The sequence below is a fragment of the Streptomyces sp. SYP-A7185 genome, from assembly GCF_046103685.1.
Lineage (GTDB): Bacteria > Actinomycetota > Actinomycetes > Streptomycetales > Streptomycetaceae > Streptomyces.
Genome location: NZ_CP122310.1, coordinates 9678808 through 9693464, shown reverse-complemented (window position 1 = coordinate 9693464; position 14657 = coordinate 9678808). Strand labels below are relative to the sequence as shown.

The following is a 14657-nucleotide window of genomic DNA, read 5'->3' as shown; positions in this document are numbered from 1 at the left end:
GCTCGACGGCGGTAACAACCGTCCGTACCGTGGAGGTTCCCGGTCGTGCGGCGTGGGAGGACCTGTGTCCGTTGACCCGCTCTGGAGCACACCCAAAGCCTGCGCGTTGGCCGAACAGCGGTGTCCGGGCGCGCTCATCCGGCTGGGACGCGAGCACCGTTCCTGGACGCTCGCCGCGCTCGGCGACCGGCTGGGCTGCTCCCCTGCCACGATCTCGCGGCTGGAGCGGCGCAGCAGGGTCGTCGACCTGGCGCTGGTCCACCGCGCCGCTCAAGAAGTCGGCGTTCCGCGACACATCCTGATGAGTTCCCTGGCGCCTCCCACTGCGAAGGCAGCGACGGCCACTAGAGTGACGGCCAGTCCGTACGCCGAGGAGGACCCGATGCGCCGCCGTACGCTGCTCACCGCCACGGCTGCCGCCGGGCCGGTCGCCCTGATGACGGGGCTCGACCAGGCCCTGGCCGACACACCCGCCCCGAGCGGCAAAGGCCCGCTGGATGACCGGATGGCGACCGCCCGCGAGCTGTACGACAAGGGCGCTCACTCTCGTCTGCTCGCCGCGCTGCCCGGCCTCATCGCTGACGGACATGCCGCGGTCTCCTCGCGCCGTGAACTCGATCAGGCTCGGCTCTCGTCCGTCTACAGCCTGGCGGCTGCGGTGCTGACCAAACTCGGCTCCTACGGACAGGCCCGGCTCACCGCGGACCGGGCCCGCACCTGGGCCGAGGTCTCCGGTTCTCCGCTCGTGTCCGCAGCCGCCGCCCGGGAGCTGGCGATCGTCCTGCGCCACCAGGACCGTGGCGAGGAAGCCCAGCGCCTCATGACGACGGCCGCCTCTGCGATCGAGGCGACCGGTCTGCGTACCGATGCATCGGTGTCGGCGTACGCACAGATGCTCTGCACCCTGGCCTACACCGCTGCCAGAGGTGGCCACCGCGCCGATGCCCTGGCGATGACCGAGGAAGCCCGTCGCGCCGCTCGCCGGCTGCCGACGGCCGCCCCGGCAGGCAGGCTGTTCCCGATCAGCCCGGCCGCCGTCGACCTGTACGCCGTCGGTGTGCACTGGGCGCTCGGAGATGCCGGAGCCGCCCTGGAGGCGGGAAAGGACCTCCGCCCCGCCCAGTTCCCCACCGCCGAGCGGAAGGCCCGCATGGGCACCGACATGGCGCGCGCCTGGTGGGCCTGGGGACGCCCGGAGCAGACCGCCCGTTCCCTCTTCGACGCTTACCGAGCCAGCCCCGGCGAGGTACGAGACCGCCCAGCGATCCGCGGCATCGTCGACGAGCTGGTACAACGCCACCCCCGCACGAGCGGCGTCAGGGAACTCCAGGCCGCAACGAGTCCGCGAGGTCGTCACTGAGCTGTCGGTCCGGGTGTCGTGATGGTGAGTCCGGTTGCTGCCGGGCATCCGTCGATGACCTCGCTGCGGTATCGGGTTGTTCGGACGGTCCGCCGCAGGACGGGGGCTGTCCACTCAACTCAACGGCTGTGGCCCGTAGTCGGTGGTGACGCCGCGTATCCATCCACGATCATGATCTTGTGCCAGAGGTCAACTCCCTTATCGGGACGGTGCAGGGAAGGGCAGCCACTCCCGGGCTGCCGCCCGCTACCGCAGGTCGGCGGCTCTGTGGGCGTCGAGGTCCCAGACCGGGAGGTGCGGGCCGCCGAACTGCCGGCAGGCGGTGATCGGCAGGTCCGGTGGCCGCGCCAGGAGAGACTTTTGCGTCCGTCGCGTCGGCCATCCTCTCTCCCGGGCCCCGGACATCCGCTGACGCCCGGCAGTTGCGCGGAGAGGCAGGACGCTGCCGGCAGGGGGCGACCGACGTGGCGGCTACGTACGGCTCCCGTGGGTGGCCGGGGTTTCTTCGGCGTGGGGCGCACCGTGTGGACGGTGGCTCTTTTTCAGCAAGGTGGCGATGAGGCCGGCGCCGAGGGTGAGGAGGGCGGCGGCGACGGTGAGCGCGAGGGAGAAGCCCTCTGTTGCGGCGTGCAGCGGGTCGCCCTGTGCGGCGAGGGCGTCGCTGCGGCGCGTGGCCAGAGCGACAAGCACCGCCACCCCCAGGGCGCCGCCCACTTGTTGCACGGAGCTCAGGACGGCTGAGCCGAGCCCGGCGTTGTCTTCTGTGGTGCCCGTGAGTGCGGCAACGGTCAGGGCGGGCAGAGTCAGTCCGCATCCCAGGCTCGAGACGAGCATGCCGGGCAGTACTCCGGAGGCGTAATGGTCGTTGGGTGCCACGCCTGACAGCAGCAGGAATCCGGCCGCGCTGATCAGGAACGAGATGACGAGGGCCGGGCGCAGACCGAGCCTGAGCACGGCCCGGGAGGAGAGCCACATGCCCGTCAGGATGCCCGCGCAGTAGGGCAGGTAGGCGAGGCCGGCCGTCAGGGGCCGGTAGCCGAGCACCATCTGCAGTTGCACCATCAGCAGGAAGGCCATCGCGTACATGGCGGCGGAGAACAGCAGGGTGGCCCCGTTGGCGATGGCGCGAAGCCGGTATGCCAGGAACGACCAGGGCACCAGAGGCTCGGCAGTGCGTGCCTCGGCCACGGCGAAGCCAAGGGCCAGGAAAGCGGCGAGAAGCAGCGGTCCGACAGCGGTGATGTCCCCCCAGTCCGACTCCCCCGCCCGCAGCAGTCCATAGATCAGAGACACCAGAGCACCCGTGCCAAGTACCGCGCCGGGTACGTCGAGACGCACCGCGCGCCCGGCCCGGCTCTCGGGGACCAGGCGCGGGAGCAGCACAAGGGCCGCGAAAGCCACCGGCAGATTGATCAGGAAGATCCAGCGCCAGGACGCCAGGCCGGTCAGGGCGCCGGAGATCACCAAGCCCATCGTGCCGCCCAGAGCGGCGATGCCGCCCCAGCTGCCGAACGCCTTGGCGCGCTCTTGGGTGCCGGGGAACAGCAGTGAGATCAACGCCAGGGCGGCCGGGCTGGCCATGGCCGCGCCCGCGCCCTGGACGAACCGTCCGGCCACGAGCTGCCAGGGCTCTTGCGCGAGCGCGCAGACCAGGCTCGCCGCGCCGAACAGCGCCACACCGGTCAGAAAGACGCGTCTGCGGCCCATCAGGTCGGCCATGCGGCCGAACAGCAGCAACAGCCCGCCGAAGGAGAGGAAGTAGGCGTTGACGACCCAGGCCAGGCCCGCGGTGCTGAAGCCGAGGTCCTCCCGCATGCCGGGAAGCGCCACGCTCACCACGTTGTCGTCCAGGACGAGCATGAACTGTACGCAGCACAGCACTACCAAGGCCGGCCCCCGGCGCCCACCCCCGGGGGCCGTGCCAGCCGTCGGTTTAGCGCTCATGTCGGGCACCCTGTCCTCGAAAGCGGCCTGGGGGCACGGTGGTAGCGCCCGCGGCGCGGATGATGGATCGGCATAAAACGACGCTATGCACCGGCCGATGTGGCCGCTATCCGTTACGGGGCCATGTCGTATCGCATTGGGGACATAGGCTTGGGAGCATGACCGATGCCGTCGTGGGGGCCGTCCCGGCCGGGGTGGGCGCAATCGTCGTCGGCAACCTCCCGTTGGCCTCCGGGCAGTGGTTCGTACCGCACAGCCACCCGCAGCACCAGCTGGCCTGGGCGCGGCGTGGGGTGCTCGGCGTCGCTGTCGGCGATGCCTACTGGGTCCTGCCTCGGACACGAGCGCTGTGGCTGCCCGCGGGGGTCATCCACCGCACCGGCGCGACCCGCGACGCGGTGCTGTGCAGTCTCTACTTCGAACCAGACAGGTGCACTCAGGACTGGACCCAACCCACGCCGGTCGGTGTCAACGGGCTGCTGGCCCACCTGATCACCTACCTCAGCCGCGAGCAACTCCCTGCTGACGCCCGGCTACGGGCCGAAGCGGTCGTACTGGATCTGCTGCGCCCGTTGCCGACTACGCCCATCGACGTACCCGACCCCGCCGACGACCGCGTACGCGCCGTGGCCGACGCCCTGCTCACTCACCCCGAAGACCCTCGGAGTCTTGAAGCGCACGCACGGGCCGTCGGGGTGAGCCGACGCACCCTGACCCGGCTGTTCGTCCAGGACACCGGCATGAACTTCGACCGCTGGCGCACCCATGTGCGGCTGCGTGCCGCACTTTCCCTCCTTGCTGAGGGCCAGCCCGTTTCCCGGGTCGCACGGAGCGTCGGCTACACGACGCCGAGCGCGTTCCTCGCGGCGTTCCGGCGAACCGTCGGCACGTCCCCGGGACGCTACCTCCATGGCGACGCCTCGATGGAGGCATCTGCTGAGATCGACGGCGATGAATGACCACTGCCGGGTTGGGCCCCCTGTGGGCAGGGGCGGTGTCCGCTGCTGTGGCGCGGTCGCCCCGAAGGCTGTGCAGCTGCGGGTCGGGGGGCGAACACGGACGGGGCGATCGCTGTGGGCCTCTTCACGGGGAGTATCCGTGCAAGAGAGGGCTGCTGTGCCGGTCCTTCGATCGTCACCACCACTCCTCTTCGCCCATGCTGCTCTCGGCCGAGGATCGGTCCGCAGCTCGCCCGTGAACGGCGTTCAGTACACGTGTGGGTCGGCTGCCGACCAGTCTGGGACTCAGCTGGGCTTGTCCGTGACATCGCCGGAGAAAGGTGCCGCCTGAGGCTGGACCGCAGGCCGGCGGGCCCGGACGAAATCCCCTGGCGAGGGCGTTGACCTTGCCCCTAGAGTCCTGCCTGATGAAGAGAAGAGTGCAGCTCACCGAGCAGGTCGCGCGGTTTCGTGACTATATGCCTGCCGGAGACCGAGAAACGTTCCTGCGCCTGGTCGGCCGGATCGCAGCCGAGCCAGAAGGCGCCGGCAGCCATCTCGCCTATACGACCGACACCGTGACCCGATCGGTCCGGGAGGACCACGTCATGGTCCAGTACGTCGTGACGAGCTTCTACGTGGTCGTCATCGAACTCGACATCTACGACGCGTCGCGCGGCTTCAATGAGGTGTAGCCGGCCACGAGACGGTGCCACCGTCCCAGAGCGCGCCTGACAGACCTGCACGAGGGAGGGGGCCCACGCGCACGGGCCCCCTTTGTTCGCGTCCATGGCAACGTGGTCGACTGCCACGGACGAACGTGCTCGGCTGGTGACGTGCGGCGGCCAGGGCCGCGTCCGGCGGCACGCGCCGCACGAGAGGGCGCACCGATCGGTGATCGGAACCAGTCGGCGACGCGCGTTCGCTGCGGCCACACCCCACGCACGCGGGGGGGGGACCCCGCGGTCCGCGTAGAGAAGGAGACACCGAACCACGGTGCCAGCTGCCGCATGGTCAGGTGGGTGCGATGGTGCACCGCACCCACCAGCGCCCGCTCAGCCGGCGCCAGACTCCACGGCCGACCCTGCCAGGTGCCCTTCCCGCCCCGTTGCCGTTCCCGCCCCGCTCGGGCACCCCCTTCACCAGACCCGCGAACTGCGTCGCCCACAGCCCCGTGAATGTCTCCACCCACATGCCAACGGCCCCCACCACCTCAGCCCTGCACCGGAGGAGTCCAACCCAGGGCTTGGCCCAACGCTCTTGAGGACGCCCCCGCATCTCAGCCCCGGCGGCCGGAGCCCGGCCGTACGGTCACCTCCACTTCCGTTCCGTCGGACGCCCACACGCGCACCTGTCGTGCCTGCCCTGGTGGCACACTTCGGGCGCTGAGGTGCGCCGTGCGGGCCGACACCTCGATCCGCCAGCCGGTGGTGCTCGGCGGCAGGGACAACACGGTGGTACCGGGGCGGCGCGTCGACCGGTAGGCGAGGCGGTATGTCGCGCGGGCCGGGTCGTAGGTGTCGGCGCGCACGGTGCCCGCGACCGCCGGGGCGTACGGCGTGGCGGTGCGCTCCTTGTTGGTACGCAAGCGGCCGTCGCGGTCCAGGGCGCAGTAGCCGCCGCCGTAGCACCAGACGTAGGCCGCCCAGCCCGAGGAGTAGCGGGTGAAGGAGGCGAGCGCGTCGTCGTGGAAGCGGCGCATGTTCGGCAGACCGTTGTTCAGCGGGCCCCACTCGCCCACCACGACGGGGACCGCGTGTTCGCGCGGGTAGGCGGTGACGGCGTTCTCGTACGCGGTGATCCAGCCGTCCGCCGGGTCGTAGTCGGCGCCCGCTTCCATCGCGGTGTTGTAGAAGTGCGGAGCGTAGACGACGCGTTCGTCGGGGACGCGGCCCAGGCCGGTGGGCACGCCTTCGCCGACGATCGGGGTCGGCTCGATGAACAGGTGGTTCGAGCGGTCCTGGGTGCGGATGGCGGCGGCGAGGCGCCGGTACATCGGGGTGAGCTGCGTCGCCTCGATGCGGCGTGCGGCACTGGCCAGGTCCTCGTCCGCGCGCAGCTCCCCCATCGGCTCGTTGATCAGGTCGTAGCCGAAGACCGCCGGGTGCCCACCGAAGCGGTCCGCCAGCAGGCGCCACATGCGGGCCTGGGCGCGCCGCAGGTCCGCGTCCTCGTAGAGATGGCTGAAGGCGCGCTGGACGGCGGGTTCGAAGTACTCGGCGAACCAGTCGTCGGGGTGCGGGGTGAACGGCAGACCGTCGGTGCGTGTCGCCCACGCCGGGATCCCGCGGTGGCCGAACGCGGGACCGAACACGTCTTGATGGGCGTCGATGACCACGTGGACACCGTGTTCGTGCGCCCAGTCGAGGATGCGCTGGATCTTGCGCAGGTAGGGCTCGCTGTAGTGCCCGCGCCGCGGTTCCAGGTCGTCCCAGAAGACCAGCAGGCGGGCGAAGTTGAACCCGTGGGCCCGCAAGTCGGCGAAGTGCCGCTCGGTGATCGCGCTGAGGGCCTCCGGACCGCGGTGGATCTTGTCCTCGATGTTCCAGCCGCGCAGGGTGAGCGTGCGTCCGCGGGCGTCGGTGAGGCGGGGTATACCGTTGCCAGGGGCGGTTGCGGTCCCGCTGGCGGACCTGGCCTCCGTGACGGCGCCGGAATCGGTGCCGGTGCGCCCTCTGTCCACTCCCCCCGACGCGGCCGGAGCCAGGCCCGCGCCGAGCAGAGCGGCGGTGATCAGGGCCACCAGGCCAAGGTGCTGTCGCATAAAGCGCTTGCCCATGACGGACCTCCGGCACTCGGGGACGCGCGGCCACGTACGGATGCCAGTTCGGCACGCACCGTACCTATCAGCAACTGCCTGCATAGACCAGCGAACCGACGACGCAGAGCTCCCAAACTCCCTGCGAGCCTTGCATCGTGTCGGTCTAAGTGGGTGTTCTGCGAGTCGTCGTGGTTGGTTGTCCGGTTTGAGGGGTTGCCATTGACCGCTTCTGCGATGTGCTGGAGACGTGGCCGAGCGGCAGCCGTACCCGAGTGATCTGTCGGATGAGGCATGGGAGTTGATCCGGCCGGTCATCACGGCCTGGAAGGGACAGCACCGCTCGGTCAGCGGCCATGAGGGCCGGTACGAGATGCGGGAGATCGTCAACGCGATCCTGTACCAGGCTCGGGTCGGCTGCCAGTGGCGCTATCTGCCGCACGACTTCCCGCCCTACACGGCGGTGTACTACTACTTCGGACTCTGGCGCGACGACGGCACCGACCAGACCATTCACGATCTGCTGCGCTGGCAGGTCCGCGAGTCCAAGGGGCGGCGCGAGGATCCGTCCGCGGTCGTGATGGACAGCCAGACCGTGCACGCCTCGGTCAACGCGCCGAAGAAGACGACCGGGCTGGATCCGGGCAAGAAGAGCCGGGGCCGCAAGCGCGGCATTGCCACCGATGTGCTCGGTCTGATCATCGCCGTGATCGTGGTCGCCGCGAGCGTGCACGACAACGCCATCGGGATCACGCTGCTGGACAAGGTGGCCGCCGACAACCCCGGCGTGGTGAAGAGCTGGGTCGATGCCGGGTTCAAGAATGCCGTCATCGACCACGGCCGGTCGCTGGGCATCGACGTCGAGGTGGTCCGGCGGGACCCGCAGACGAAGGGATTCGCCCCGGCACCGAAGCGGTGGATCGCCGAGCAGACCTTCGGCACGCTGATGCTGCACCGCCGTCTGGCCCGCGACTACGAGACCCTGCCCGCCAGTTCGGCGTCCTGGATCCGCTGGTCGATGACCGACGTCATGACCCACCGGCTCACCGCCACGACGACTCCCACCTGGCGCGACCCGCCACCCGCTCGCGGCTTTGGACCGGCAGGAACAACTGGGAGACGGCATGCAGGAGTTCCTGGAACAGATCGAGATCCGTGAGGCCGCCGGCCGTGACCTCGCGGACCGGCTCCGTACCCAGATCGCCGAACTCACCGCCCAACTCGCGGCCGCCGAACAGATGCTGGAGAGACTGAAAATCACCCGGGAGACCATCCTGGAGATCGCCCCGGACCTTCCCGGCGGCCTCGCCCCGCTGCCTCGGCCTACCGCCAGATCCTCGCCCTCTTCGAAAACACCACGGACGGACTGCACCCCAAGGACGTCTGCCTCGCCCTGGACACCGGCACCGAGCCCCGTCACATTGAAGGGACCCGCGCCAAACTGAAACGCCTGGTCAACCGCGGCATCCTCACCGAACCCGAGCCCGGCCTCTTCCGGCTGCCACAGTCAGACCCACGCCCAGACTGAGACCCGGCGAAGGCTCACAGAACACCCACTAAAAACTGACGGTCATGGTTAACAGCTGGGTCTCTGATCATGAGGAGATCCACATGTCGAAGACACCCCAGCTCAATGGTGAGGCCAAGCGGCCTCTGGCCGTCATACACCACGTCGAGGACGTCACCGGCAACGTCGCGATGCCCTGCCGATACTCCGGGATCAGCCGGCAGGCATGCGACGGCTGATGCCGCCACTACCAGGCCGAGGGCGTCGAGGGCCGGCGCACCCACTCAAAAGCCCCAGAGACATCGCCGAACGCCACAGCCTCCCAGCGATACGAACGCCACGACCAGCTCGTCGGGACTGCGCAAGGGCGTCGTGGCCCTATAGGAACGGGTGAGGGCGATGCCATGAGCCTCAGCCCGACGGCCGAAACTGACGTCGCCAGGGCCCAGTCTCGACCTGCGCGTCGGAGAGCAGAGCTAACTAGATCCGCCAGGAGCGGATCCGGTCGGCCGCGGTGAAGACATCCGTCTTGGCGGTCGTCAACTGCTGCGTGAGGTCGACGAGTTCTCCGAAGGGGGCATCGAGGCCCTGCCCGGAGGCGTGCATGTAGGCGACAACGGTGGCGCAGGCGAAGCGGACGTTGTAGGCCGGGAGCGGCCGGAGCAGGGCGAGGGTCTGCAGGAGCGCCGCGGCACGCCAGGAGGGGTCGGAGTCGTAGCCCAGGCGGGGTGGGTCGACGCGGTGGCGGGCCACGGCGGCGACAAGTGCGGAGAAGTCAGAGATCATCGGCTGGTCGGGCAGAGCGACTTCGTGCTGTGCCAGCAGCCAGGGCACGTCGATGTGCAGGACGGGTGCCACGGGTCAGGCGGCCCGTCCGCTCGCGCGGGATGCTGGCCCGTCATCGATGCCGGCGGCCTCGATGGCGGCGGCCAGGTCGGGGTTATGGAAGGTGGCCTGGAAGATCTCGGAGGCTTCCCGCAGGGCCCGGTGGCGGGTGATCTGGTCTGCGGTTGCCTCACGGATGAGGGCCTTCATGCTGATGCCGCGTTCCTGAGCGAGGGCGCGCAGCTCCTCGAGCTCTTGGTCGCTGAATTCCACATTGAGAGCGGGCATGCGCCAAATGGTAGCGCGCAGGTACCGAGCCGTACATACATGCAGGTCAAAGATCCCTGAGAGCGGTACCGGATGTACTCGCCCGCGCTGCGCTGGCGGGGTTGCCGAACGGCTGCCGCAGCCGGAAACCCGGGGCGCAGGCCAGATGCTGCGCTGGCGCGCATGACCTCCTGGTCATCGCCGAGGTCGACGTGGTGTTCGACATCGCCGTCGGCGAGATCCTCCGGGCACCCTGGGCACCGCTCCCTCGGCCTGGCCATGGCCTCCTTCAGCTTCTTCAACCACGTCCCCACGGGCAGCCACGGCGCCACCGTGACCAGCACGTACGCCGAAACCCTCTGGTACGTCATCGCCGCCCTGATCCTGATGTGGATGCTGATGTTCCTCCTGCCCAAACCGGCCAAGTCCACGTGACCGACCGCCAACCGGTCCGCCTCACCGCGGGACGGTCCGGGCCCGTCCGCTGTGACCGCGCCCCCCACCACTACCTGCGCGTCTCGTCTATCGACCCTTGGACGGTTAGCTACTGAGAGCGCCGCACGCCAAGTGCTCGATACCGGCTGAGCAGCGGGGTCATCCCGGCTTCTGATCAACCGAGCTTTCCTTCTACTCTCAGAACTGGCGAAACCGGAAACCCGCGCGGCCACCACGGGCTCTCGGCCGTGCGCCGTGACCGATTTTCGAGACCGGCTGGAGCCGCAACATCGGCGCAGCTCCAGCCGCCGCCCTCCAGACCGGCGCAAGGCATCTCTCTCGCGGCCTTGCAGTGCCGACGGAGGGCGCCCTCACGCGAGGATTCGAGGGGGGCCTCGCCGAGTGCAGGGCTCAGGCAGTGGTCGCCGATCTGGAAGAGGCGGGCTACCTCCACCGCCAGCGGGTGGGGCGGCAATCAGTACACCCTGCACCTGGACGGGGCGTCTCCTTGACCTGAGCTGAGGACCCTGTTGGCCAATTCGAGTGTCGTCGTACGCGCTCCGGCGGCGTTGATTTGACCATCCGGCGTAGTTCCAGGAGCGGTCAGCGTCGGGGGGCATCAGTGTCACTGCGGGCGAGCGGCTGGTCGGCTTCCCCACCCCGGGAAACGCCGACGCCGAGGAGCAGCTGAGGCAGCACGGGCCGGTCCACACGCTCACAGCCACCAGCTGGTTACACCTGCCGAAGAAGGTCTAAATCTGAGGCAGGTTGGTCAGAGAACACGAAGTGAGCGGCGAGACCGTGGGAGCTCTCGCCGTCGATGCCCCGGAGGTCGTCCCAGCTCTGGGCCACGCACTGGCGGAAGCCTTCGAGCGTGCGCAGCGTGGTGAGGCCGTCGGTCTCGCGCATACGGGCGGTCTCGAACAAAATCTTCAGCCGCTGAGCCACCTCGTGCAGCGCACCGTGCGGGGAATCTCCAGTCGGCATTGGAACAGCAGCGCGGTGCGACCCGCCTCGCCCAGGCATCGAGGAGATGCCTCAGCAGGGCGGTCGTTCTCGGCCCCCGCCGGGGTGTGGGCTGCTGGGAGCAGCGCTCCTCCGCGAAGCGCGTGCCGTCGAATCGGAGCCATCCGCCGTTGCTCGCACAATGCACGGCGCCCCCCTGCGCGCGGTCCAGGGCCTTCTCGCGCTCCTCGAAATAGGCGAGCCCGGCGTGGGTTTCGGCCTGGACGGCCGCCACCCGATGCCGGATGGCGGATGGCGGATGGCGGATGGCGGGGTGAGCCTCCCCACGTTGGCCGATGCGCTGGGCCGCCGCCAAAGTGGTGAGGGCCTCGCGGCGGCATCGGTGTATCGGTGCTGAGGAACAGCTCCCCTGGCAGCTGCAAAAGATCCGCGGGAGCCGAACACATCCCGGCCGTCGACATCCGGCTCATGAACTCGTAACACGATCTTGTGATCTCAGATTCTGAATCGTTGTCACACGGCTGCCTGCTCACTCGTGATACTTGGACGGTGGACAGCTACGAGGGCACCGCGACGCTTGAGTGGTGGGCCAATCGATCGACCTGTCTCGGCAGGCTTCGTGTGCAGGTCGCGGTCCGTGCCGCCGGAGACACCTGGACGTCCGAGGCGACCTTCGCATCTCCCCTGGCCACGGAGGACAGGGAGAGCTTCGACTTCCTGATGCAGCTCGATCCGCACTTCACCCTGCGTTTTGACGACGTGAGCACGGTGCTGGTCAAAGTCGTCGAAGCAGGAGTTGAGGGACGGCTCATCCTCACCGCAGCCGAGGAAGGCACTTCGGAGCCAACCGGAACCAGGCACGCACCGCACCAGTAACCCCAGGGCCTTGGGAGGTGCTGCGCTGTCCGCGATCACTTGGGGCGCGATCAGCAGTGGGTCTTCTTGGCTGGGCGCACGGTTCGATCAACGTGTCGAGTTCGCCCAGGGTGAGGTGCGGGAGGATGGCAGGGGCGGCCCTGCTCAGGTTGGGGCAGGGTGGTGCCGTTCTCCCACCGGATCACGGTGCGCCGGTCGAAGCCGAGTTCACCGGCGACAAGGTGCTGGTGGAAGAAGTGGGCCCCGAGGGCGGGGTGTTGTTCATCGCGACGAGAACGGCGGAGTCGGCCGCTGGCACCGGATCAGGACGGCTCCGACGTGGTGATCACACCAGCTTCACGAAGATCGCCTTTCCCTGGGTCGGCGGACGTCGCGCTCCTCAGACGGCGCTCCTCAAGGTCAAGGTGGCGATGGCCAGCAGGAGGAAGGGATGCTGCAGACCGAAGGAGTGGTCGCGTGCTCTCCAGTGGGTCACGATGGCAGCACCGAAGAAGAGAACGAGGCCGGCCGCCGCCGCTACGGCGATCACGGGTATCCAAAAACCCATCAGCAGTCCCAGTGCGGCCGCCGCCTTCGGGACTCCCAGCCAGGGCATCCACGACCGAGGCACGCCGACCGTGTCCATGGCGGCGCCGACGCGCTCCCAACGCACGAAGTCGGCGCCGGCCGAGAACAGGCAGTACGCGATGGTCATGACGGCGACGATGACATAGGCAACGGTCACGGGGCGCAGCTCCAGGGGTCCTGGCCAACAGGGCACTTCCGCCTCTATGACGGATGAGCCGGTTCAGCTGTGACATCGCCCTGTCGCAGCGCATCCGTCAGACGACGGGCTTTCGACATGAGGAGTCGCCATGTCGCCTCAGAACGCTGATGGATCGGATTCTCAAACGACATGGCATTCGCGGAAATCACCCTCTGGCTCTGGTCGGCTCAGCGGCCGCTCACTGGACCGGTGTCGTCTGGGCCAGGGCGATGAGCCAGTCGTCGCCCTGGCGGGTCAAGACATAGGTCATGACACCGACCGAGGGCAGCTCGGACGAGCTCTCCGCCTCGTACCGTTCGTCGTAGACGGTCTTGGTGAGGCTGACGATGGCGACGTCGGGGGTGGTGAACCGGATGTCGTCGACCTCCAGCGAGGTCCGGATGTCCTTGAGCGGGGAAGAGAGAGCTTGGGCCATGGCCGAAGCGAAGGCATCACGCCCGAAGAGGCGCCGTCCAGCCAAGTTGACGATCACCAAGTTTGCGGTGTGCAGCGTAGGCAGCACGTCCGGGTCGATCTGCGCCTCCTGGGACCGCGACCAACTCGCGGATCCGCTGCTCGTCGGCGTGGTTGGCAGGAAGAGTGGAGTTCGTGGTGTTCATGGGGGCAACCTAGGACCTCAACCTAAGTTAGGGTCAACTCCTCGCGCTGATCTGACAGTTGTCAGGTGACCTCACGGGCGTTGACCTGCTGGGATGCCAGGTCGTTTGAGAAGACGGAGGCCCGGGGTTCTCAGGCGACCTGGCTTTCGCGGAAGTCGCGATTTCGATGGAGGCAGAACCTCCGGTAGTGTCCTGCGCCAGTAGTTGGTCGTTAGTAGATGTGTGACTTCTGCTGCTGGTGCGTCAGTTCCTCGTCGGGGGCCCAAGCTGGAACCCCTGCTGCTATCGGCTGAAGAACAGGCGGAGTTGGAGCGGTGGGCTCGTCGGGCAACATCGGCCCAGGCCCTGGCCTTGCGGGCGCGGATCGTGCTGGCATGTGCGGGGCCTGAGGTGCCGCCGGTGGTCGTGGTCGCCCGGGATCTGCGGGTGGCCGCGGACACGGTCCGTAAGTGGCGGCGGCGGTTTCTCGCCGAGCGGCTGGAGGGTCTGGCCGACGAGCCTCGTCCGGGCCGGCCACCCATCATCAGCGTGGACCAGGTCGAAGACGTGGTGGTCACCACGCTGGAACAGGTGCCGAAGAACGCCACCGGCTGGTCGCGCACCTCGATGGCCCAGCACAGCGGCCTGTCGAAGTCGACGGTGGGCCGGATCTGGCGGCAGTTCCAGCTCAAGCCGCACCTGGCGGACACCTTCAAGCTCTCCACGGACCCGTGGTTCGTGGAGAAGGTCTACGACGTGGCGGGTCTGTACTTCAACCCGCCCGAGGGTGCGGTGGTGCTGTCGGTGGATGAGAAGTCGCAGATCCAGGCCCCGGACCGGTCCCAGCCGGTGCTGCCGATGATGCCGGGCATGCCCGAGCGGCGCACCCACGACTACCTGCGCAACGGCCTGAGCACCTTGTTCGCCGCATTCGACGTCGCCACGGGCGAGGTCATCACCGCCCTGCACCGCCGGCACCGGGCCGCGGAGTTCAAGAAGTTCCTGATCCGGATCGACAAGGAGGTGCCCGCCCACCTGCACGTCCATCTGATCGTCGACAACTACGGCACCCACAAGACCCCCGCGATCAAGGCCTGGCTGGCCAGACACCCGCGGTTCGAACTGCACTTCACCCCGACCGGATCCTCCTGGATCAACCAGGTCGAGCGGTGGTTCGGCTACCTGGCCCACCAGATGATCCGCCGCGGCGCACACAAGAACATCCAGGCCCTGGAAGCCGACATCCGAGCCTGGGTCAAGGACTGGAACCAGAACCCCAAGCCCTTCATCTGGACCAAGACAGCCCAAGAGATCCTCGACTCCCTCGCCCGCTTCTGCCGACGGATCTCTGGCGCAGGACAGTAGAGGGGGTCCTGGGTTCCGAGGGTGGTGTAGATCCGGACGCACCGCGTCCTCCGGGCCGACCCGGTCCGCCGA

The 14657-nt window shown here is 68.5% G+C and carries 16 protein-coding genes and 1 pseudogene; 9 read left to right on the top strand and 8 right to left on the bottom strand.

The window, feature by feature from the left end:
- Window positions 1-64 precede the first annotated feature (64 nt).
- A complete protein-coding gene (locus tag QBL25_RS43045) occupies window positions 65-1360 on the top strand; it encodes a helix-turn-helix domain-containing protein (RefSeq protein ID WP_409062438.1) in 1296 nt (431 codons plus the stop codon).
- 471 nt (window positions 1361-1831) lie between these two features.
- Here the strand turns inward: QBL25_RS43045 and QBL25_RS43040 are convergent, their stop codons facing one another.
- Complete coding sequence (locus QBL25_RS43040; protein WP_409062437.1) at window positions 1832-3304, bottom strand: MFS transporter; 1473 nt, start codon at window positions 3302-3304, stop codon at window positions 1832-1834.
- A 158-nt stretch (window positions 3305-3462) separates the two neighbouring features.
- On the opposite strand from QBL25_RS43040, the gene QBL25_RS43035 reads away from it, so the two are divergent.
- Both QBL25_RS43035 and QBL25_RS43030 read left to right on the top strand, forming a co-directional pair.
- The gene (locus tag QBL25_RS43035) at window positions 3463-4263 is read left to right on the top strand and encodes a helix-turn-helix domain-containing protein (RefSeq protein WP_409062436.1); all 801 of its coding nucleotides are present in this window, start codon (window positions 3463-3465) and stop codon (window positions 4261-4263) included.
- A 419-nt stretch (window positions 4264-4682) separates the two neighbouring features.
- Window positions 4683-4937, top strand: a complete 255-nt coding sequence (locus QBL25_RS43030) for a hypothetical protein (RefSeq protein ID WP_409062435.1) — start codon at window positions 4683-4685, stop codon at window positions 4935-4937.
- Window positions 4938-5215: 278 nt separating this feature from the next.
- Here QBL25_RS43030 and QBL25_RS43025 read toward each other — a convergent pair.
- Both QBL25_RS43025 and QBL25_RS43020 read right to left on the bottom strand, forming a co-directional pair.
- Window positions 5216-5329 (bottom strand): annotated as a pseudogene (locus QBL25_RS43025) (transposase family protein); the annotation flags it as partial.
- Window positions 5330-5521: 192 nt separating this feature from the next.
- Entirely contained in the window at window positions 5522-7021 is a 1500-nt protein-coding gene (locus QBL25_RS43020; RefSeq protein WP_409062434.1) for a cellulase family glycosylhydrolase, read from the bottom strand.
- A 229-nt stretch (window positions 7022-7250) separates the two neighbouring features.
- Here QBL25_RS43020 and QBL25_RS43015 point away from each other — a divergent pair, with 229 nt between their 5' ends.
- The 3 genes from QBL25_RS43015 to QBL25_RS43005 all read left to right on the top strand — a co-directional run bounded on the left by QBL25_RS43015 (window position 7251) and on the right by QBL25_RS43005 (window position 8746).
- A complete protein-coding gene (locus QBL25_RS43015) occupies window positions 7251-8159 on the top strand; it encodes an IS5 family transposase (RefSeq protein WP_409062433.1) in 909 nt (302 codons plus the stop codon).
- Window positions 8125-8445, top strand: coding sequence for a hypothetical protein (locus QBL25_RS43010; RefSeq protein ID WP_409062432.1), 321 nt, complete (start codon window positions 8125-8127; stop codon window positions 8443-8445). The genes QBL25_RS43015 and QBL25_RS43010 overlap by 35 nt, the downstream gene beginning before the upstream one ends.
- Before the next feature lie 166 nt (window positions 8446-8611).
- A complete protein-coding gene (locus tag QBL25_RS43005; protein ID WP_409062431.1) occupies window positions 8612-8746 on the top strand; it encodes a hypothetical protein in 135 nt (44 codons plus the stop codon).
- A gap of 241 nt (window positions 8747-8987) precedes the next feature.
- Here the strand turns inward: QBL25_RS43005 and QBL25_RS43000 are convergent, their stop codons facing one another.
- Window positions 8988-9365, bottom strand: a complete 378-nt coding sequence (locus QBL25_RS43000) for a toxin Doc (protein WP_409062430.1) — start codon at window positions 9363-9365, stop codon at window positions 8988-8990.
- A 3-nt stretch (window positions 9366-9368) separates the two neighbouring features.
- Complete coding sequence (locus QBL25_RS42995) at window positions 9369-9620, bottom strand: ribbon-helix-helix protein, CopG family (RefSeq protein WP_409062429.1); 252 nt, start codon at window positions 9618-9620, stop codon at window positions 9369-9371.
- Window positions 9621-9878: 258 nt separating this feature from the next.
- Between QBL25_RS42995 and QBL25_RS42990 the strand changes: the two genes are divergently transcribed.
- The gene (locus QBL25_RS42990) at window positions 9879-10034 is read left to right on the top strand and encodes a hypothetical protein (RefSeq protein ID WP_409062428.1); all 156 of its coding nucleotides are present in this window, start codon (window positions 9879-9881) and stop codon (window positions 10032-10034) included.
- A gap of 732 nt (window positions 10035-10766) precedes the next feature.
- On the opposite strand, the gene QBL25_RS42985 is transcribed toward QBL25_RS42990, so the two are convergent.
- Window positions 10767-10982, bottom strand: coding sequence for a hypothetical protein (locus tag QBL25_RS42985; RefSeq protein ID WP_409062427.1), 216 nt, complete (start codon window positions 10980-10982; stop codon window positions 10767-10769).
- A gap of 567 nt (window positions 10983-11549) precedes the next feature.
- Here QBL25_RS42985 and QBL25_RS42980 point away from each other — a divergent pair.
- A complete protein-coding gene (locus tag QBL25_RS42980) occupies window positions 11550-11876 on the top strand; it encodes a hypothetical protein (RefSeq protein WP_409062426.1) in 327 nt (108 codons plus the stop codon).
- Between the two features lie 379 nt (window positions 11877-12255).
- Here QBL25_RS42980 and QBL25_RS42975 read toward each other — a convergent pair whose 3' ends face one another.
- Together QBL25_RS42975 and QBL25_RS42970 are read right to left on the bottom strand one after the other, a co-directional pair.
- Window positions 12256-12600 carry a DoxX family protein gene (locus QBL25_RS42975; protein ID WP_409062425.1) on the bottom strand — a complete coding sequence of 115 codons (345 nt, stop codon included), beginning with the start codon at window positions 12598-12600 and terminating at the stop codon, window positions 12256-12258.
- A 220-nt stretch (window positions 12601-12820) separates the two neighbouring features.
- The gene (locus tag QBL25_RS42970) at window positions 12821-13156 is read right to left on the bottom strand and encodes an SgcJ/EcaC family oxidoreductase (RefSeq protein ID WP_409062968.1); all 336 of its coding nucleotides are present in this window, start codon (window positions 13154-13156) and stop codon (window positions 12821-12823) included.
- Between the two features lie 307 nt (window positions 13157-13463).
- On the opposite strand from QBL25_RS42970, the gene QBL25_RS42965 reads away from it, so the two are divergent.
- Window positions 13464-14585, top strand: a complete 1122-nt coding sequence (locus tag QBL25_RS42965; protein WP_409062424.1) for an IS630 family transposase — start codon at window positions 13464-13466, stop codon at window positions 14583-14585.
- The last annotated feature ends 72 nt before the right edge of the window (window positions 14586-14657 follow it).

Excerpts from the sequence above, each read along its gene's own strand:
- QBL25_RS43040 (WP_409062437.1), bottom strand. The coding sequence starts at position 3,304 with ATGAGCGCTAAACCGACGGCTGGCACGGCCCCCGGGGGTGGGCGCCGG.
- QBL25_RS43035 (WP_409062436.1), top strand. The coding sequence starts at position 3,463 with ATGACCGATGCCGTCGTGGGGGCCGTCCCGGCCGGGGTGGGCGCAATC.
- QBL25_RS43020 (WP_409062434.1), bottom strand. The coding sequence starts at position 7,021 with ATGGGCAAGCGCTTTATGCGACAGCACCTTGGCCTGGTGGCCCTGATC.
- QBL25_RS43010 (WP_409062432.1), top strand. The coding sequence starts at position 8,125 with ATGCAGGAGTTCCTGGAACAGATCGAGATCCGTGAGGCCGCCGGCCGT.
- QBL25_RS43005 (WP_409062431.1), top strand. The coding sequence starts at position 8,612 with ATGTCGAAGACACCCCAGCTCAATGGTGAGGCCAAGCGGCCTCTGGCC.
- QBL25_RS42995 (WP_409062429.1), bottom strand. The coding sequence starts at position 9,620 with ATGCCCGCTCTCAATGTGGAATTCAGCGACCAAGAGCTCGAGGAGCTG.
- QBL25_RS42990 (WP_409062428.1), top strand. The coding sequence starts at position 9,879 with ATGGCCTCCTTCAGCTTCTTCAACCACGTCCCCACGGGCAGCCACGGC.